This window comes from Streptomyces nigra, assembly GCF_003074055.1.
Classification (GTDB): Bacteria; Actinomycetota; Actinomycetes; order Streptomycetales; family Streptomycetaceae; genus Streptomyces; species Streptomyces nigra.
This window is the reverse complement of sequence record NZ_CP029043.1, coordinates 4,067,908-4,084,718: the sequence shown is the minus strand read 5'-3', so window position 1 is coordinate 4,084,718 and position 16,811 is coordinate 4,067,908. Positions and strand designations below refer to the sequence as shown.

General features: G+C 69.1%; 19 protein-coding genes. 9 read left to right on the top strand and 10 right to left on the bottom strand.

Going from position 1 to position 16,811, the window contains the following annotated elements; all coding sequences use genetic code 11:
- Positions 1–103: 103 nt before the first annotated feature.
- The 4 genes from DC008_RS18940 to DC008_RS18925 all read right to left on the bottom strand — a co-directional run bounded on the left by DC008_RS18940 (position 104) and on the right by DC008_RS18925 (position 4,092).
- Positions 104–2,329, bottom strand: a complete 2,226-nt coding sequence (locus DC008_RS18940) for a cell division protein FtsK (protein ID WP_208645927.1) — start codon at positions 2,327–2,329, stop codon at positions 104–106.
- A gap of 88 nt (positions 2,330–2,417) precedes the next feature.
- Positions 2,418–2,798: an RRQRL motif-containing zinc-binding protein gene (locus tag DC008_RS18935; protein ID WP_108707994.1), complete on the bottom strand. Its 381-nt coding sequence runs from the start codon at positions 2,796–2,798 to the stop codon at positions 2,418–2,420.
- Complete coding sequence (locus DC008_RS18930; protein ID WP_244221376.1) at positions 2,798–3,802, bottom strand: DUF2637 domain-containing protein; 1,005 nt, start codon at positions 3,800–3,802, stop codon at positions 2,798–2,800. Before DC008_RS18930 ends, DC008_RS18935 begins: the two co-directional genes overlap by 1 nt.
- Entirely contained in the window at positions 3,799–4,092 is a 294-nt protein-coding gene (locus DC008_RS18925; protein ID WP_108707993.1) for a hypothetical protein, read from the bottom strand. Before DC008_RS18925 ends, DC008_RS18930 begins: the two co-directional genes overlap by 4 nt.
- Positions 4,093–4,595: 503 nt before the next feature.
- Here DC008_RS18925 and DC008_RS18920 point away from each other — a divergent pair.
- From DC008_RS18920 to DC008_RS18895, 7 genes are all read left to right on the top strand, one after another.
- Entirely contained in the window at positions 4,596–4,979 is a 384-nt protein-coding gene (locus DC008_RS18920) for a GntR family transcriptional regulator (protein WP_164492331.1), read from the top strand.
- A 158-nt stretch (positions 4,980–5,137) separates the two neighbouring features.
- Positions 5,138–6,385 carry an NsdA family TPR-like regulatory protein gene (locus tag DC008_RS18915; RefSeq protein ID WP_108707991.1) on the top strand — a complete coding sequence of 416 codons (1,248 nt, stop codon included), beginning with the start codon at positions 5,138–5,140 and terminating at the stop codon, positions 6,383–6,385.
- 89 nt (positions 6,386–6,474) lie between these two features.
- Entirely contained in the window at positions 6,475–7,785 is a 1,311-nt protein-coding gene (locus DC008_RS35245; RefSeq protein ID WP_123954015.1) for a hypothetical protein, read from the top strand.
- Between the two features lie 381 nt (positions 7,786–8,166).
- Positions 8,167–8,487 carry a DsbA family protein gene (locus DC008_RS18910; RefSeq protein ID WP_108707990.1) on the top strand — a complete coding sequence of 107 codons (321 nt, stop codon included), beginning with the start codon at positions 8,167–8,169 and terminating at the stop codon, positions 8,485–8,487.
- Positions 8,488–8,541: 54 nt separating this feature from the next.
- Positions 8,542–8,943: a DUF6153 family protein gene (locus DC008_RS18905; protein ID WP_208645924.1), complete on the top strand. Its 402-nt coding sequence runs from the start codon at positions 8,542–8,544 to the stop codon at positions 8,941–8,943.
- 117 nt (positions 8,944–9,060) lie between these two features.
- Positions 9,061–9,696 carry a DUF305 domain-containing protein gene (locus DC008_RS18900; RefSeq protein ID WP_108707988.1) on the top strand — a complete coding sequence of 212 codons (636 nt, stop codon included), beginning with the start codon at positions 9,061–9,063 and terminating at the stop codon, positions 9,694–9,696.
- Between the two features lie 123 nt (positions 9,697–9,819).
- Complete coding sequence (locus DC008_RS18895) at positions 9,820–10,701, top strand: F510_1955 family glycosylhydrolase (protein WP_108707987.1); 882 nt, start codon at positions 9,820–9,822, stop codon at positions 10,699–10,701.
- A 12-nt stretch (positions 10,702–10,713) separates the two neighbouring features.
- Here DC008_RS18895 and DC008_RS18890 read toward each other — a convergent pair whose 3' ends face one another.
- Together DC008_RS18890 and DC008_RS18885 are read right to left on the bottom strand one after the other, a co-directional pair.
- Positions 10,714–11,457, bottom strand: coding sequence for a UbiA prenyltransferase family protein (locus DC008_RS18890; RefSeq protein WP_108707986.1), 744 nt, complete (start codon positions 11,455–11,457; stop codon positions 10,714–10,716).
- A 338-nt stretch (positions 11,458–11,795) separates the two neighbouring features.
- Entirely contained in the window at positions 11,796–12,227 is a 432-nt protein-coding gene (locus tag DC008_RS18885; RefSeq protein WP_108707985.1) for a hypothetical protein, read from the bottom strand.
- Between the two features lie 550 nt (positions 12,228–12,777).
- Here DC008_RS18885 and DC008_RS36260 point away from each other — a divergent pair.
- Positions 12,778–12,909: a hypothetical protein gene (locus DC008_RS36260; protein WP_279632341.1), complete on the top strand. Its 132-nt coding sequence runs from the start codon at positions 12,778–12,780 to the stop codon at positions 12,907–12,909.
- Positions 12,910–12,939: 30 nt separating this feature from the next.
- Here DC008_RS36260 and DC008_RS18875 read toward each other — a convergent pair whose 3' ends face one another.
- The 4 genes from DC008_RS18875 to DC008_RS18860 all read right to left on the bottom strand — a co-directional run bounded on the left by DC008_RS18875 (position 12,940) and on the right by DC008_RS18860 (position 15,676).
- Positions 12,940–13,347 carry a PIN domain nuclease gene (locus tag DC008_RS18875; protein WP_108707983.1) on the bottom strand — a complete coding sequence of 136 codons (408 nt, stop codon included), beginning with the start codon at positions 13,345–13,347 and terminating at the stop codon, positions 12,940–12,942.
- A complete protein-coding gene (locus DC008_RS18870) occupies positions 13,344–13,571 on the bottom strand; it encodes a type II toxin-antitoxin system VapB family antitoxin (RefSeq protein ID WP_108707982.1) in 228 nt (75 codons plus the stop codon). Before DC008_RS18870 ends, DC008_RS18875 begins: the two co-directional genes overlap by 4 nt.
- A 102-nt stretch (positions 13,572–13,673) precedes the next feature.
- Positions 13,674–14,456: a DUF5707 domain-containing protein gene (locus DC008_RS18865; RefSeq protein ID WP_108707981.1), complete on the bottom strand. Its 783-nt coding sequence runs from the start codon at positions 14,454–14,456 to the stop codon at positions 13,674–13,676.
- A gap of 77 nt (positions 14,457–14,533) precedes the next feature.
- On the bottom strand, positions 14,534–15,676 hold the full coding sequence (locus DC008_RS18860) for an acyltransferase family protein (RefSeq protein ID WP_108707980.1): 1,143 nt from the start codon (positions 15,674–15,676) through the stop codon (positions 14,534–14,536).
- A 129-nt stretch (positions 15,677–15,805) separates the two neighbouring features.
- Between DC008_RS18860 and DC008_RS18855 the strand changes: the two genes are divergently transcribed.
- Positions 15,806–16,759 (top strand): sporulation protein, encoded by a 954-nt coding sequence (locus DC008_RS18855; RefSeq protein ID WP_208645922.1) that lies wholly within the window; start codon positions 15,806–15,808, stop codon positions 16,757–16,759.
- Positions 16,760–16,811 lie beyond the last annotated feature (52 nt).

Here is a 16,811-nt window from a genome sequence, read left to right as displayed (position 1 = left end):
GTAGGCCGCTATCCGCTAGTGGCCTGATCAGGGCAGGTTTGGGGCGCTAGCGGGGCCGCTAACGTTAGCGGGGTGTGCCGCTAGCGCTAGCGGCCCCGGAGTGTCAGCCCGCGTCCCGCTTTCCGCTACGCTCCGCAATCGCGGAGGTGATGTGCGAGCGGTCGATGCCGCGCCGGTTGACGACCTTCCCGTCGACTCGACGGCCCACCTGGATGGTGGAGATGCCGTGCGGCTTCAGGGCCGCGGCGAGCGCGTCGGGGTCCCAGCCGTCGTAGACCTCGGGCCGCAGTTCGGCGAGCCGGCTCACGACCGTCTCGGACCAGACCTTGGCTTCCTTGGCCGCGACGACGGCGAGGATGTCGGCGAGCAGGTCGTAGGCAGCAGCGGTGGGCTCCGGCGCCTCACCGAGTGCGTGCCCAGAGAGGGTGCCCGCCTCCTCGCGCAGCCGGCGGGCGCGGGCGCCGATGGCTTCGGCCTCGCGTCCGTCGATGTAGACGGAACGCACGATCCGGGCGTCCGAGCCCTCGCCGACGAAGTAGTGAATGCCCTTGTCACCCCAGGCGAACATGGTCGCGCGCACGCCTCGCTTGTACGCGGATGTGCCGAGCACCATGTCGTTCTCCAACTGGCCCATGACCTTGAGGCACCAGCGCGCGGACGCGTTCGCGGAGATGCCCGTGGGCAGCGCCTTCGCGTCCGGTCGCTGGGTGGCCAGCAGCAGAACGATGCCGGTGGCCGGACCGCGCTTGACTAGGTCGGTGGCGATCTCCTCGAACTCCTTCGCGTGCTCGGGGTGCTCGAAGAGGACCTGGCACTCGTCTACGCCGATCACGATCGGGTGCAGGCCCAACGACCGCTTGTCGGCGAGTTCGCTGGTCACCTTCGACTCCGGGCAGATGTCCCGCGGCAGGGACCGGATCACCTTGGTTCGGCGTCGGAGCTCCTCGCGCAGCGCCCTGAAGTCGTTCAGGCAGTACTCGATGGAGTCGTCATCGTCCCCCGCAGCGTGCCGGTGTGACACGGCGTCCCCGACCGGGTCGAGGTCACCGGTGCCCTTCATGTCGTACGTGTGGAGTTCCGCCCTCGGGTCCAGCGCCGCGATCAGGAGCAGGAGACGGAGCAGGAAGGTCTTGCCCATGCGCGGGATGGCGCCGATGACGCCCGCGATGTACATCAGCGTTGCCGCGACCCACCGACCGCGCTGGTCGGTGCCGTAGGCGACCGGCTTGAACAGATCGACCGAACCGGTCTTGAGCAGCGGCCACTTGGGCTGCTTGGCTTTGGACATGTCCTGATCGCCGACCCACAGCACCAGGTGTCCGGTGTGCTCGTCCGGCACCGCCTCAGGCCACACACATCCCAGCGGCCGGCGCAGGCCGGAGGCGAGACGCTCGCGCCGCTCGATGATGTCGGTCACGGTCACGCCGTACGGGAGGTTGCCCTCCGCACGCCAGCCGGGGCCGTCGCGCGTGATCGGCGCGGTGAACTCGAACCCGTCGCGCCCCTTGGCCTGCGCCTGGTTGATGGCGGGGATACCGAGCGAGCCGAGCGCCCTCAGCACGATGTCACTGGTGAGCTTGACCGCCTTGGGCAGCTCCACCGCGCGGTGGATGACCGGGGCATCCGCCTTCCGGCCGGCGTAGCCGAGCGCCATCACGACCGCGCCCACGGAGACGGCCTGAAGCCAGTCAGGGGCGAGCACGTACATGGCGAGCGCGGCGCCCAGCCCGACGAACATCGCGAGCACGGTTACGAGGGTGCGCAGTCGGACCCGTCCGTCGCGCTGCCGCGACAGCTTCAGGTACTCCGCGGCGTCCTCGCGCCGGACCGCGGCGAGTCGGACCGGCTCGCCCTCGCGGTCGGCCACCCACCGCATCGTGCCGCCCACGAACTTCGCGGCGCCGGACGGCGCTTGCAGCGCGAGGCGCGCGGCGTAGACCGGGGTGCGCAGTGCGTGATAGCCGACCGAGTGGGCGTAGTGGCGGGTCACCCACGCCGATGCGGTCCGCAGTTCCGCCACGGACTTGAGCCACTGCGGTACGACCGGGCGGCGCTGCGCGGCGACCAGCCGACCGAGGTAGCCCGGACCGGCCGCGGTCGGGGTCGGCTGGTCGACCATCGCGCGGACGGTCGGGTCGGCCGACTCGGTGCCCGACCGACCGTTCTCCGGGTCGGCCGACGGGTCGGAGTCGGGTCGGGTGGTCGGGTCGGCCGACCCGGCGCGGGCCGACCGCGCCTTGTCGAGGTCGACCACCTCTCCCCCGGAGTCGGCGCCCATCTCGGCTTCGAGTCGGTTGAACAGTTCGTTTTCGTCGTCGGGGTGCTTCACTGAAGTCCCTTCCATCGGGAGGAGAGGCGGGGGCGGTCCGTCGCTGTAGGAGGTGAGCGGACCGGCCCCGCCGGCTCGTGTGCGAAGTTCAGGCGGCGCGCTGTTCCTCGGGGTAGGCGCAGGTCACGCACATGCCGAGCGAAATGGGAATGACGTATCCGGCATCCGTCCGGCAGGACGGGCAGGTACGTCGGGCGAGCATCGCTTTGGCGAGCGCGGACCGCTTGCCCGGCGTCATCGGTCGGACCGGCTTGGCGCGGTCGACGCGGTACAGGTAGGCGACGAGCGGACCGCGCCGGTAGCGCGGGCGCAGCACCTGAGCCGCGACCGGCTGGCCCCCCGGGCGCAGGCCACGGGCGCGGAGTTGGCGGCGCGTGGCGAGCCCGTCCGGGGCGTAGCGCCACGGGTAGGTGGGGATGCCGTACTGGCTACCGGAGGGGTCGTAGCACTTGCTGAACGCGGGGGCCATCAGGCGGCCTCAGCCGCGGGTGCCTCGCCCTCCGAGTCGTCCACAGACCGCAGCGAACGGCCCTGCGCGCGCTCTGACTTCAGGGTGTCGCGCAGCTTCCGGGCGTTGGTCTGGGAGACGTGCAGGGTGGTGCGGAGACGGTCCGCGGTCACTTCCGCGTCCGTCCACTCCGCTGTGACCGTCCGGGCTTCGATCAGCGCTTCCTCGAAGGTGCGCTGAGCCTTGCCCTTGGCCTTGTTGGTGGCGGCGCGTCGGCGCGGGCGCGGCTTGGACTCAGCCGGAGCGGCCGGCGGTTCCTCCACCAGAGGCGGCGCGGCTACCTCCTGCTCGGTGGCCGGGGCCTGTTCGCCCATGCGCAGTATGACGCGCTCGCGCCGCGGTGTCCTCCAACGCCAGAGCGGGCCGTACCGCTCGCGCAGGTCTGCGCGGGCCAGCAGCCGTTCCCGCTCGCAGGCGAGAGCCAGAGCGTAGGAGGTGACCTCCCACAGCGTCATGCGGCGCCACAGCGCGAAGGTGGACACGGGGGCCAGCAGCCACCGCGACCACCGGATCTTCTCCATTCGCCGCCCGGTGGCGGCGCCGATGCGCACGGCGTAGATGTGTGCGCCGATCTCGGAGAACACGACCCACAGGAGCGGCATCGTGCCGTGCGCGACCTTGGCCCACATGCCCTGTCCGGCGGCGACGTTCAGGCCGCACGTGACCAGCGTGAGTGCCCAGGGGACGAACCGCACCCACGCCAATGCCATGTCCATCCGGATCAGCAGCAGGTTGGCCACGGTGAACACCGGAATGGCCACATCGATGCCGACCGGCAGCATCCACGGCTCGCCGAAGCCCCAGCGGGCCGCGGCGGCCGACACGGCGTCGAACGACGAGACGAGACCGAGCGCGCCCACGCCGGCCGCGGCGAGCGCACCGACTCCGGCGAGCCCCATCTCGGGCTTCGTCAACGGCGGCACCCCGGACGGCGGCGCCTCCGGGGTGATGGTCGCGGTGGTCATGCCGCCACCCCCCGGCGTGCCGAGCGACGGCGGGCGGGGCGGCGGAGCGGAACCACGTCGAACAGTTCCGGGTGGTCCTCGACGATCCCCGCGGCCAGGCGGACCAGGTCGTCGGGGAGGTCGCTGTACTCGGGGTCGGTGAGGATGTCGCGCGCCGCGTCCATGCGAGCCGCGCGCTCTTCGTCCGTCTCGCCCTCGACCCCGAGCCACAGCTCAACCGGGGTGCCGAGCGCGAGTTCGGCGAAGTCATCGGCAGAAACGGCCTGTTGGCGACCGACGTACGTACGCATGTCAGCTCCTGAAATGGGAGGGACAGGGAGCCAGAGCAGTCGCAGGCGTTTTGGTGAGACGGCGACTGATCCGGAAGAACCCGAGCCGCAGAACGGCAAGGGGAAGTGCCCCGGGTCGGATTTGATCCGACGCCCTCGCGGCGGGATGCCGGGGCGGTGAACGTGTCTCCTTCGGGGGTGCCGTGCCCGTACCAGGTAGCGCGGCATGACCCCGTTGTAGGCGTATGGAGACGTGACCTTTCGGTCTAAGCCGTCCCGAAAGTGAAAAGGGTCGGGTCCGCCCTCGGCCCGCTCTGTCCCGGGCCCCTTGAGGCCGCGTCCGTGGACGCGACCCCCATTGGGTTGTGCGGTCTTGCAGGTCAAGCACTTGCAGGCACAGCCGGCCATGCCCTACCGGGTTCGCTGTGCTGATGTGTAACAGCATGTACTAGCACGTACCACTGCGCAAGAGGTCCGCGCAGATCTCGTGCTAGGGCGTACTAGTGGTGGGTACGCTCGATGGCGTGACCAGCGCTGAAATCTCGAAAGACGACCCTCGGACAGAGTCCGAGCAAGCGGCCGACATCCTGAGACAGGAGATCGCGAACGGCTCCATCCCGCCCGGCGCCCATGTGGGATCCGTCCGGGACTTGGCCACGCGGTTCAAGATCTCGGGAATGACCGTGCAGCGCGCGCTCGCGATCCTGCGCGAGGATGGGCTCATCACGACCACGGCCCGCGGTAGCTACGCTCGGGACCCCGAGCAAGCGACCGAACCGGGGGAGGCGAGCGCCGGCGTCGACCTCCCCGAAGTTCTGCGTCAGCTCGAACATCTCACCTCCCAAGTCTCAGATCTGCGGGGCAGGGTCGAACGGCTCGAAGCGCTCGGCGAGCCGGGTGGTGCGTGATCTGCAACCAGCATGCGGGGAACGGGAGTTGTGAGGTAAGTGACAGCTAGGGGACGGCGAGGCAGGGGCGGGGACACGTCTGGTGACACCCCGGTGTCCTCTTCCCTGTCCCCCTGGCTCGCGGGCAAGACTCGGAGTAGGCACTCGGAGGAGGGCGCATGACCGACGACAGGCCCGCATGGGCACGGCGCATCGCGGCTGAGCGAGCGGCACGCGACTGGTCGCAGCGGGACGCAGTCAGGGCACTGCGGGCGCACGCTCCCACGGAGCTCCCTGCGGAAGAGAGCATGATCCGTCAGTGGAAGCGCTGGGAGTCGGGGCAGATGCCGAACGACTTCTACCAACCGATCATCGCGGCCCTCTTCGGCACCGTGACGCGCGCGCTCTTCCCAGCACCCACGCGGCGGGACGGGGACGCGGAAATCCTGGCAGCGTCCGGCATGGAGACGCTGGAGATCGTGAGCCGTCTCAACCGGTCCGACGTCGACAACGCCACTCTCGATGCCCTGCGAATCACCACGGACCGGCTCGCCTCGGAGTACCCGTTCATGCCGAGCGAGCAGCTCCTCATCGAGGGGCGGCAGTGGCTCCGTCGTGTCGTCGACCTCCACACGAAAAGCCTCACGCTCGCGCAGCACCGCGAGGTGCTGGCACTGTCCGGTTGGCTGGCACTGCTGGTCGGCTGTGTCGAGTACGACACGGGCGACCGCCACGCGGCCGAGTCGACGCGACAGGCCGCGATGTCGCTCGCAACCGAAGCTGACCACGCAGAGGTTGCCGGCTGGGCGCACGAGATGCGTGCATGGTTCGCGCTCACGACCGGCGACTACCGCGGCGTCATCGCGGCAGCGCAGGCCGGAGCCGAGAAGGCGCAGCACCACGGGGTGGCCGTGCAGCTCGCCGCGCAGGAAGCCAAGGCGTGGGCACGGCTTGGGGATCGCCGACAAGTCGAAGTGGCCTTGGACAAGGGACGGCGGTTGCTCGAAGGGATGCCGTACCCCGAGAACCTGGACAACCACTTCGTGGTTGACCCTGCCAAGTTCGACTTCTACGCGATGGACTGCTACCGCCTGGTCGGCGAAGACAAGCTTGCGCGCACGCTCGCCGAAGAGGTGCTGCGCGCGGGAACGGATTTCGACGGGACCGAGCGCTCGCCGATGCGCAACGCGGAAGCACGCGTCACTCTTGGCGTTACGGCGGCGCGTGAAGGGGACATGGAACAGGCAGTCACCATGGGACGCCGCGCCCTCGAAGGGGACCGGCGGTCCGTGCCGTCGCTAATCATGACCAGCAGGGAGCTTGCGGCTGAGGTGAAGCGTCGCTACGCCTCCGAGCCAGCGGCACGAGACTACCTCGCACAGCTGCACAGTCTTGGACAGCAAAAGCCCGGCTTCCTCCCCCAGTGAGCAACGCTGGGTGACTCACAGAAAACGCGTGCGCAACGTCCCTGCCGCTGACAAAATAGAGCATCAGCAGTCAAATAAGGGAGGGACTAATGGGTGAGATTTACGGGGAATCCCCCCGCCCCTGGACGCTCGTCATTGGAATTCCGCAAAGCTCAAGCGAAGAAGAGCTTGTCGCCTCACTCCCCGGAACAGTTGTGCGGCGAGATGACCCTGAAGAAATTAGAACAGTAAGACAGGAAGACTTCAACGCCGCTATCATTTTCGGTGACGCGCCAATCCTCAACCGCCAACTAATGGTAATCCAAATCGGCGGATCAGGATGGCTCGAAACCATTCGTGCACGAAATATCGCCTATCGACTCGGTGGGTTTGCCCAAGGCCACTCCACACTCCTTTCGATTGAGACGGAAAACATCCCGGACGACGTTACAATCGCCCAGCAGCGCTCCCTCGCGGAGCACATCAAGAACCAGCAGCCACACGTGGTACTTCGACGAGTGGTCGGAACCACATGGGACCATGAGGGCATCACGCCCTTGGTTCGCGAGAAGAGTGGTGAAATCTGCTGTGGATGGTGGCAAAGGGGTGCGGCCGATGGGCCCGAGTGGTGGTGGTTCCCTCGCCACACCCCGGACCTCCCTTCATGGAGATCGGCCATTTATTCAAAATGGAACTCGATCCTGCCGCACGCTTTTCCGGCCGACACTAACGATTGGACCAGGTCACCCGAGTGGATGACACCGGAAGAGGAAATCGCCTCCAAGGCCCTTGACGAGCACAAGAAGGAGACAGAGAGAATCTACTCCTCTAGAAAAGCTGAGGAAGAACAACTAACAGAAACCCTCCAGAGGGTCTCGGCGGAGAGCGACGCTTCAACGAGATTGCTTCTAACCGCCCAGGGGAAGCCGCTCGTTTCTGCCGTGGCATCCGCCTTGGTTAAATTCGGATTCACGGTGGTCGATTCGGACGACGGTAAGGAGCAAGGGGCATACCTTCTTGAGGACCTGAAGGTAAGTTACGGAGAATGGGTTTGCTTGGCAGAGGTGCGCGGATACGCAAAGGGCGCAAAGACCAGCGATTTTCAACGTATTGAAAGAGCGGTTCGTCACTACGAGCGCGAGCATAGCAATGTACCGAGTGGCCGCTGGTACATTGTCAATCACAACATCAAGGCTTCTCCGAGTCTACGTCCACCAGTCCTAGCGGGAGCGACTGACGACATCGAGGTGTTTGCCGAGGAGCACGGTCTAGTGGTGGACACTCGTGACCTATTCAAGCTGGCGAAACGCGTCGAGGAGGGCACCTTGTCGCCCGACTCGGCCCGAGCGCACCTCATGGGAAGCACAGGGGTATTCGACGCCTCCACCACACTGGACGGCGAACCTCAACAGGAGGAGTAACCAGCCCGTCACCAGCATCTGCGCCTGACACTGTGGGGGGCCAAACAGGGGGCCAAACAGTGCAGCCGTGGCGAGACAGTCCCGGACCGTAGTGGACGGTACTGGAGAAAAACGAGCTGACCAACACCAGCTCTAAGAGGTCAACCGGGGCCCGATCGCGTTCGGGACGAAGAGGTCGTGGGTTCAAATCCCGCCACCCCGACAGTGAAGTACCAGGTCAGGGGCCTGATCCGCAGCGCGGGTCGGGCCCCTGAGTGCTTCCGGGGGCCATTTGGGCGCCGACTTCGAGATGCGGCTCCCGGATTCCCCGCGCCTCGCCCGCCGGCCGCCCCCGCCTGACGGACCGTGAGCTCCTCACCGGAAGCGCGCGACACTGAACCTGTGAACATCGAGCTTCTCGTCGTGCCCGACTGCCCGCACGCCGGTCCCGCAGCCGAGTTGCTTCGCCGAGTGCTCGTCCGCATCGGCCTCGACGACGCCGCATTCACCACGCGCGTGATCTCGGATACACGCGCGGCAGAGGCGGAGGGTTTCACCGGTTCGCCGACCTTCATGGCCGACGGGCGGGACCTGTTTGCCGAGCCCGGCCGCGCGCCGGGGATCGCGTGCCGGGTGTATCGAACGCCGGGCGGCCTGGCCGGACTGCCCGGTCTCGACCAGCTGCGGCGGGCCTTGCTCGGCGCCTCCGCAAGCAACGACTGAACCGAATGCCCGCCTGCCCTCGCGGAGCCAGGCGGTTTCCGTAGCATGGGAGTTGTGACAGCCCGTGCACAGCTCCACTCCGCGCGATCGCCCCGTGGGCGGTGGCGGGCGCTGCTGGTGCTCGGGCTGCTGGCCGGCCTTCTCGGTATGCACGCCCTCAGCCCGGGCTGGGCCGCGGCCGCTGACGCCCATCATTCCTCCTTCGCCTCTGCTCATGCCGGGATGGGGAGCGACGAGTACGTCTGCCACGGTGACAGCGGTGGCGGCCATGCCGAGCATGCCGATGCGACGTGCGCGTCCGGCGCCGTCGGCACGGGGCCGGTCCTTCCTGCGCCGTTGCCCGACCGTGTCGGCACGCTCGCGCCCGCCGACAGCGGCCACGGGTTCCTCGCCACCACGCCCGACGGCGGTCGGGCGCCGCCCACACTGGCCGAACTTCAACTCCTGCGGATCTAGGACAAGGCCAAGCCGTATCCCACCTCGCCGGTTGTGCCTCGGCGAGCGGCCGTACGGCACTCAGCCATGTCCCGCGCCGCTCGGCGCAGCATCCTTCGCAGACCGCAGGAGTACCACATGACCAGCATCCTTTCCCTCGTCCGTCGTGCCGCTCTCGGCACCACGGCCGTGACCGCCGCCCTCGTCCTCGCCGCCTGCGGCAGCGACAACGGCTCCGACACCGGATCCGGTACGCAGACGTCGGCCTCCGCCGGCGCCGAGGACACCGCCGGCGCCCACAACGACCAGGACGTCTCCTTCGCGCAGGACATGATCCCCCACCACCAGCAGGCCATCCAGATGTCGAGGATGGCCGCAAGTCAGGCGTCCTCCGCCGAGGTCAAGGACCTGGCCGCGCGCATCGAGAAGGCCCAGGACCCGGAGATCGAGACGATGTCCGGCTGGCTGGAGTCCTGGGGCGAGGACGTGCCCTCCTCCATGCCGGGCATGGACCACGGCGGTCACTCCGGCAGCTCCGACATGCCCGGGATGATGGACACCGAGGACATGGACGAGCTGATGGCGGCGTCCGGCAAGGGCTTCGACACGATGTTCCTGACCATGATGGTCGAGCATCACGAGGGTGCCGTGGAGATGGCCACCACCGAGAAGGACAAGGGCCAGTACGGGCCGGCCAAGGAGCTGGCCGACGACATCATCACCGCGCAGAACGCCGAGATCGAGGAGATGAACAAGCTCCTCGGCAAGAGCTGACGAGCCCGCAACGGGGGCTCGGGCCCGCTTCCGCGCAGCCCGGCCCCCGTGCAGGCGCGTCCCGCGCCGATCCCTTAGCCCTGCCCGCCACTCCTCCTCGCGCCTCACGGAGAGATCCTCAGCATGAAGATTCGTTCCCGCGCGGCCACCGTCATGACCGCGACCGTCCTCGCGGCCGTACTGGCCGCATGCTCCTCCAGCTCCGGCACCTCGTCCGACGCGACGTCGGCCGAAGTCCCCGGCAGCCTCGCCGTCAGCCATGTCCACGGTCTGGGCATCGACCCGGCCGACGGGCGCCTGTACGTCGCCACCCACGAAGGTGTGATCACCGTGGCCGACGACGGCACCGCCCGGCGGGTCGGCGACACGGCCGACTACATGGGCTTCACCGTCATCGGGGCGAAGAGCTTCCTCGGCAGCGGCCACCCGGCCGAGGGCAGCGGCGACCACGGCAACCGCGGCCTGATCCGGTCCACCGACTCCGGCAGGACCTGGAAGACCCTGTCCCTGGGCGGCACCACCGACTTTCACTCCCTGGAGTACGCGCACAACACCGTCTACGGCTACGACAGCACCCGCGGCCTGCTGCGCGTCAGCGCCGACCGGACGTCCTGGGACGACCGCGCCGCGCTCGCCGCCCTGGACATCGCCGTCAGCCCGCAGGACCGGGACGTCGTGCTGGCCACCACGGAGGACGGCGTCGTCATGAGCACCGACGGCGGCCGGAAGTTCCGCGCGGGGACCGGACAGGCCCTCGCCTTCCTGTCCTGGCCCGCGGCCGACGCCCTGTACGGTGCCGACCTCGCCGGTGGCCTGCACCGCAGCACTGATGGCGGCACCAGCTGGAAGGAGACCGGGACCGTTCCGGGTGGGCAGCCCCAGGCCCTGACCGCCGTCGACGCCAAGCGCGTCCTCGTCGCCACACAGGACGGCGTGTACGAATCCCGCGACAGCGGCAGGACCTTCACCCGACGGCTGCCCATGTCCTCCGCCGGGGGGCACTGAGCGCGCGGTCCGTCAGTGGCTGTGGCCCGAGTCGCCGTGGTCATCGGCCGCCGGGGATGAGGCGGTCGTCGGCTCCTCACTCGGGGTCGTCCCGTGGGCCGGGCCCTCTGTGAAGCCGGGTTCGTGCTGGTGGCCGTCCGTCCCGATCGTCTCCGGCTCGGCTTCGGCGGCGGGCTCCTCCCCGTGGCTGTGGCCGTGGCCGTCGCCGCCCGGTTGCGCGGCCATCTCCTGGGCGATGCCCTTCAACCCGACGAAGGCGACGGCCGCCGTGACCGCCACCAGGATCCCTGCCGGGCCGAGGATGCTGCGCCACCGGTCGGGACGGTGGCGCAGCACGTACGAGACGAAGGAGAGCGCGAGACCGAACGGGATCAGCATCGCCGCGCGTTCGGGGAAATCCTCGAAGTGCTGCAGACCGCCGCTGAGCATGCCGATGCCGAAGGACAGCGCGAGGGAGGCCGCGACCACGCCGCAGACCTTCGCTGCGCTGGGGCGGCCGCGGGTGAGGACGAACTCGTTGAGGATCGTGGCGCAGAGGAAGACGGCGGCGCCTATGACGGCGATGAGGCTGTAGCGGGTGGGATCGAGGGGGTGGTGCACGATGGCGCCGCTGATCAGCCCGGCTCCGACAAAGGTCGCCGCATAGCCCAGGTAGTCACCGAGCAGCGGGGTGCGCTTGGGCGCCCGGCGACGCCCTCGCCGCCCGCCGGTCCGGCTCTCGTACGGCGCCGGTTCCGCGCGGCGCGGCGCGGGCACGGTGCCGCCTCGATCGAACAGGTGCTGGCTGTCCTGATCTGCCGGGCGGGAAGGGTGTGGCGGGTGGACAGGGGGAGTCGGGCGGGAAGCGTACGGCGGTGCCGTCATAGAGGGTGCTTCGGCGACATGGTGCTGGGACACGGGAGCAGTGACACCTTTCGGCACGGGTCTGCCGTGTGGCCTGATGCGCTGTACGGACGTACGGCGCATCAGGGCGCTGGACGGCGGCCCGGAGAACAGGGACGGAGAGAGCGGTCGGGCAGCCCCTCACCGGAGCGGCGGACCGGAACTGTGAGCCGCGCAGAGGCATGGCGGTGCCGTCGACGCGGGTCTCCTCTCTAGATCCGCAGGACTCCCAGCGCGTGCGGTGACGTATGTGCGCGGCAGCTGAGAAGCCCGTCGGCGAGCGGCGCCCCGTGCGGCTCGGTCGTGGCCCCGGATGCGTGCTGCGCCGGGGGGTCTGACCACGGCCCGTTGGGCGCCGAGGCCCAACAGTCGGCCTCGGGCAGGGAGTCCAGGTCCGCGGTCGCAAGGGCGGTGGTGGGGCTCAGGGCTTCGCCGGATGTGCCCGTCTCGCGCCCGTGATGCCCGTTGGACGGTTCTTGGTCCGCCGCGGCCAGGCCGAAGTGGTGGGCGGACGTGTGTCCGGTGACGCCTCCATGGGCGTCGGCATGGGCGAGCGTATGGACGACGCCGAGGCCGACGAGGAGCAGGCCGAGCAGCAGCAGGCGTGCCAGGTGACCCCTGGTCGCTCCGGCTGTCCTCGTCACCTCGCCGCTCCTCGTCCGCGCCCCTGTGCGGAGTGCTCATCCTCGTGCTGGCCGCATCAGCGTACCCATGGCCCGTCGGGGTGGATCCCCGGATCCGGACGAGTGCACCTCAGCCCTCGTGCGAACGGCTGCGCACACACGATCACGGGGGCGGCCTTTCGGACGAGGCTGCTGTGGGCAGGGCGCGGCCGGAAGCCGACCGGCTCACTCAGCTTCGCGGGACCCGGGGGCGCCCGCCTGGGCGGTACAGCCGAACGCCTAGCAGTTCATCTGATGGGCGACACGAGGCCGCCGGGAGGACGAGGTGTCATCGGTGGGGTGCGGTGGCCGTGCGGCGGAACCTGACGGTCGCTGCGGTGGTGCGGGCCATCAGCCAAGCGGGCGGGTTGTCCGGCGGGGAAGGCTCCGGGTGCTCCATCGCCTTGCTCCCCTTGTCCGGTTCTCAGGCGGGTTCACGGGCCTGGGAGGTGGCGCGCCGCCGGCCGAGCTGCTTCTTTCTCTTCGGCACGGTGTGTCTCGTGCTCGGTGCCATGGGTGTCATGGGGCCCGCATGAGCCGTGAGAGCCTGCTGAGCGGTGTTCTCCGTATCGTCGCCGGGCGGCTCGCCGGCGTCATGGTCTCCAATGATCTGCGTGAACTCGTCGCGCTGCACGACCCGTTTCTGGGAACAGCTGACCGATGAGACCTGCGGCTCGGCGGTCGTCGTGCGCGGCTACTTCAGGTCGATCATGTGGACCGGCTGGCCGGTGGTGCGGGCGATGGTCTCGAAGTCGCGGTCGTGATGCAGCAGCGTGAGGCCGGCTTCCTCCGCTGCTGCCGCCACGAGAAGGTCGATGGCTCCGGCGCTGCGGTGCTCTCCCTTGGCTGTCAGCTCGCGCTGGACGACGCGAGCGCGCCGGTGGATGCCGTCGGGCATGGGGCACCAGGCGAACTGGTCCAGTCGTTCCTGGAGTGCTTCACGATCTTTCGCGGAACGTGCGGAGTAGAGCAGTTCCAGCTCCGTGAGGTCGCACAGGGCGACCAGCCCGGCCGCCATGCGCTGCTCCCACTCCTCCGTCGTCCGACGGAGGAGGATGCGGGCCAGGGCTGACGTGTCGATCAGGTAGTCGGGCACGCTCACCGCCCGGAGCCGCCTCGGTAGGTGCGCTTGTCCAGGAGGAGTTCGACGTCGAGAGCACCCTCGGCCGCCAGGTCCTGCAGTTCGTGCAGGGCGCGCAGGCGGCGGTTGCGGGCGACGATCTCCCGCAGTGCGGTGTTGATGGTGTCCCTCTTCGTGGAGGTGCCCAGTTCCTTGGCAGCGGCCTCCAGAGCGTCGTCGTCGAGGTCGATGACGGTTCTGCTCATGAACCCACCTCCGTATACATCGAGACGTGTATCAGTATACGTGGTCGGATGTATACGGGGCGGGGGCTTGATCCGTCAGGGGCGTACGCGCCGTCCGGCGGACTACCGCACGTCCACGTAGTCGCCCGGGGCCTTTACGGCGTTTGTTGTTGACGTGCCTCTGAATTCGTAGCGCCAGTAGCGGTCCGCTGTGGCCGTGACCTTGGCCGTGGGGACGCCGGTGGAGTTCGTCAGGGTGTAGCCGAGGGACTCGTAGTAGCTGGTGCCCGGGCGGCGGAACTCCAGGTAGGCACGTTGGCCGGTGTAGCCGCGGTAGTCGTGGGTGTCCCAGTTGGCGCGGGAGAGCTTGCCCGTGATCGTGAGGGTGCGGCCCTTGGCGATGGGCTCGGGTGAGGCGTTGGCCGTGAGCTTGGCGTAGCGCTTCAGGAAGAACGAGGTGTGGCCGTCGGTGGTGACGTAGTCGCCGTCGTTGGCCTTGGCCTGGACGGCGACCTTCCAGGTGCCGGCCAGGGAGTTCTTCAGCGAGGCGCGCGGGTCGATCGTGTAGTGCTTCGTGCAGGTGGACGTGGTGCCGCTCGCGGTGCAGGCCGCCGTCGTCTCCGTGGCCTTCAGCTTCGCGTCGGCCTTGGCCAGGGTGCTGCCGTGGTAGAGCGTGAAGTCCGCCGACCTGATGCCGGAGTCGTCGCTCGCCGTCAGCTTGACGGTGATCGTCCTGCGCTCGGTGATGCCGAGCACGACGTCGTTGCCCGAGCCGCCGCCACCCGTGATCCTGAAGGTGCCGAGGTCGAGGTTGCCCACAACGTCGTCCGCCCGCGCGCCCGGCGTGAGGAGGGCGGCCAGCGCCACGGAGCCGAGCAGGGCGGAACCGATCGTCGATCTTCGCATGGAGTCCCCGAGGGGTCGGGCCCGCCTGGTGCGGCGGGCCGCCGATGAAATCGACCGCAGTGTACGCAGGTGGATGATCAGTGCGGCAGGGGGCCGGAGGGGGATTCTTCCCTGGTCAGCGCCCTGCGTAGCGGGTTCTCCAGGACTGCCTGGCATAGGTGGCGGACCGGTGGGGTGCACAGGGCCGTCGTCAGTGCCGCCGCCAGTAGCGTCAGGATTGCCTTGCCTGCCGGGTTCTGGAGCCATACCGCCTCGTACCAGCCCTCGTGTTCTGCTGTCTGGGCTACGAAGCCGTGCAGAAGGTACGCGTACAGCGTTCCGGCGCCCAGCGGGGTGAACCACGTCCGGTGCCGGGGTACGCAGGCCAGGAAGCAGGCCGACAGGGTCATCGAGCAGGCGAAGGTGGCCAGGGTCGTCAACGGGCCCGCCCAGGCCGGGGCGCCCAGGCCAGCCGCGCTGTCGTTGTGGAAGAACCACGCGTAGTCCAGGTGAGGGGCCATCCAGTGGGCGCAGGCCAGGGCGGCCATCAGGAGGGGGGCGGCCACGAGGCGCGGGAGACCGTCGTGCAGTCGGGCCTCGCCTCTCTCGCCCAGCGTCAGGCCCAGTACGAAGTACGGCAGGAACTGCAGGACGCGCTGCAGGTCCAGGTCGTCGCCGAGGGACGGGGTGAGTGTCGCCAGGGCGGCGATCGCCAGGGCCCAGGGGACGGGATGGCGTACCGCGCGCCACGCCGGTGCCGTCAGGCGCCAGATGAACAGGGCCGCCAGGTACCAGGTCAGGTAGAGGGGGTCGAGCAGGGTGATCGGGCGGTCCGGGTCGTCGCTGCTCCAGCGGGTGAAGAGGGTGTAGGCCGTCTCGAAGGCGATGTACGGGATCGCTACGCCCGTGAGGAGGCGGGCGAGTTGGCTCGGGGTGGCCTCGAAGTGGCGTGACAGGTGGCCCGAGATGAGTGCGAACACCGGCATGTGGAAGGCGTAGACAAGCGTGTAGAGCGCGGTGACCGCTCTGCTGCCCTCGCGCAGCGGTTCCCAGGCGTGGCCCGCCGCGACCAACAGGACTGCCAGGTACTTCGCGTTGTCCAGGAAGGGGTCGCGGGCGGCGGAGGCCCGTCCGGGCTCCGCCGGTGTCCGCCCCTGCCGTCGTCCCGTCGCGGCGGTGGCCTCTCGTGCCGGTGCGTCCCCTGTGCGCGGCGCGACCGGTGCGGCTTCGGTGCGGAGCATCGCCCGCACCCTAACCACACCTGCCCGGCCGGTTTCAACCTGTGCCGGCGACGCCCGGAGTCCGCCCCGCCTATTCTTCTACGCGCCTGTAGAACAACCATGCACGGACGTGAAGGAGTGGACGCCACGATGGTGTTCAAGCGACTGCTCGGCTCGCTCGGTGTCGGGGGCCCCACGGTGGACACGGTCCTCGACCCGGGGCCGGCCCTCCCCGGCGGCACACTCGGCGGTCAGGTCCTCCTCCAGGGCGGCACCGCCGACTTCGACATCGAGCAGATCACCCTCGAACTCGTCGCCCGGGTCGAGGCCGAGCACGCGGACGGGGAGAGCGAGGGCGTCGCCGCCTTCGAGCGGGTCACCGTCGGCGGTGGGTTCCGGCTCGCGGCGGGTGAGGAGCGCTCGGTGCCGTTCGGTCTGGTGCTGCCGTGGGAGACGCCCATCACCGAGCTGTACGGTCAGCCGCTCGGCGTCGTCCTCGGTGTGCGCACCGAGCTGTCCGTCGCCGGAGCGCGGGACAAGGGCGATCTGGACCCGCTGACCGTCGCGCCCCTGCCCGTGCAGGAGGCCGTCCTGGAGGCGTTCGGGCAGCTCGGGTTCGGATTCCGCTCGGCCGATCTGGAGTACGGGCACATCGGCGGGACCGGACAGCGGCTGCCCTTCTACCAGGAGATCGAGCTCACCCCGTCGCCGCGGTACGCGCACCAGGTGAACGAGGTCGAGGTGACCTTCCTCGCCGGACCGGGCGGTGTGGAGGTGGTCCTGGAGGCCGACAAGCGCGGAGGGCTGGTCTCGGACGGTCATGACGCGCTCACCCACGTCACCGTCGGGCACGACGACAGCCGGGACTGGAGCGCGGAAGTCGACGGGTGGGTGGGGCGGTTGGTCGAGCACCGGGCCTCGTCCTACGGGGATCCCCACAGCGGTGCCTCGCATCACGGCCACCACTCCGGTCCCGGTGTCGGGACCGCCGTCGCGGCCGGGGCCGCCGGGCTCGCGGTCGGCGTGGCCGGCGGCCTGGTCGCCGCCGAAGTCGTCGACGAGGTCGGGGACTTCTTCGAGGGCGAGGAGGACGAGGAGGAGTGAGTGGTGCCACCGGGCAATGCCGCCCCCGGGCACCTGATAGTTTCTACAGCAC

Excerpts from the sequence above, each read along its gene's own strand:
- DC008_RS18935 (WP_108707994.1), bottom strand. The coding sequence starts at position 2,798 with ATGGCCCCCGCGTTCAGCAAGTGCTACGACCCCTCCGGTAGCCAGTAC.
- DC008_RS18930 (WP_244221376.1), bottom strand. The coding sequence starts at position 3,802 with ATGACCACCGCGACCATCACCCCGGAGGCGCCGCCGTCCGGGGTGCCG.
- DC008_RS18925 (WP_108707993.1), bottom strand. The coding sequence starts at position 4,092 with ATGCGTACGTACGTCGGTCGCCAACAGGCCGTTTCTGCCGATGACTTC.
- DC008_RS18915 (WP_108707991.1), top strand. The coding sequence starts at position 5,138 with ATGACCGACGACAGGCCCGCATGGGCACGGCGCATCGCGGCTGAGCGA.
- DC008_RS35245 (WP_123954015.1), top strand. The coding sequence starts at position 6,475 with ATGGGTGAGATTTACGGGGAATCCCCCCGCCCCTGGACGCTCGTCATT.
- DC008_RS18900 (WP_108707988.1), top strand. The coding sequence starts at position 9,061 with ATGACCAGCATCCTTTCCCTCGTCCGTCGTGCCGCTCTCGGCACCACG.
- DC008_RS18895 (WP_108707987.1), top strand. The coding sequence starts at position 9,820 with ATGAAGATTCGTTCCCGCGCGGCCACCGTCATGACCGCGACCGTCCTC.
- DC008_RS36260 (WP_279632341.1), top strand. The coding sequence starts at position 12,778 with ATGAGCCGTGAGAGCCTGCTGAGCGGTGTTCTCCGTATCGTCGCCGGG.
- DC008_RS18870 (WP_108707982.1), bottom strand. The coding sequence starts at position 13,571 with ATGAGCAGAACCGTCATCGACCTCGACGACGACGCTCTGGAGGCCGCT.
- DC008_RS18865 (WP_108707981.1), bottom strand. The coding sequence starts at position 14,456 with ATGCGAAGATCGACGATCGGTTCCGCCCTGCTCGGCTCCGTGGCGCTG.
- DC008_RS18860 (WP_108707980.1), bottom strand. The coding sequence starts at position 15,676 with ATGCTCCGCACCGAAGCCGCACCGGTCGCGCCGCGCACAGGGGACGCA.
- DC008_RS18855 (WP_208645922.1), top strand. The coding sequence starts at position 15,806 with ATGGTGTTCAAGCGACTGCTCGGCTCGCTCGGTGTCGGGGGCCCCACG.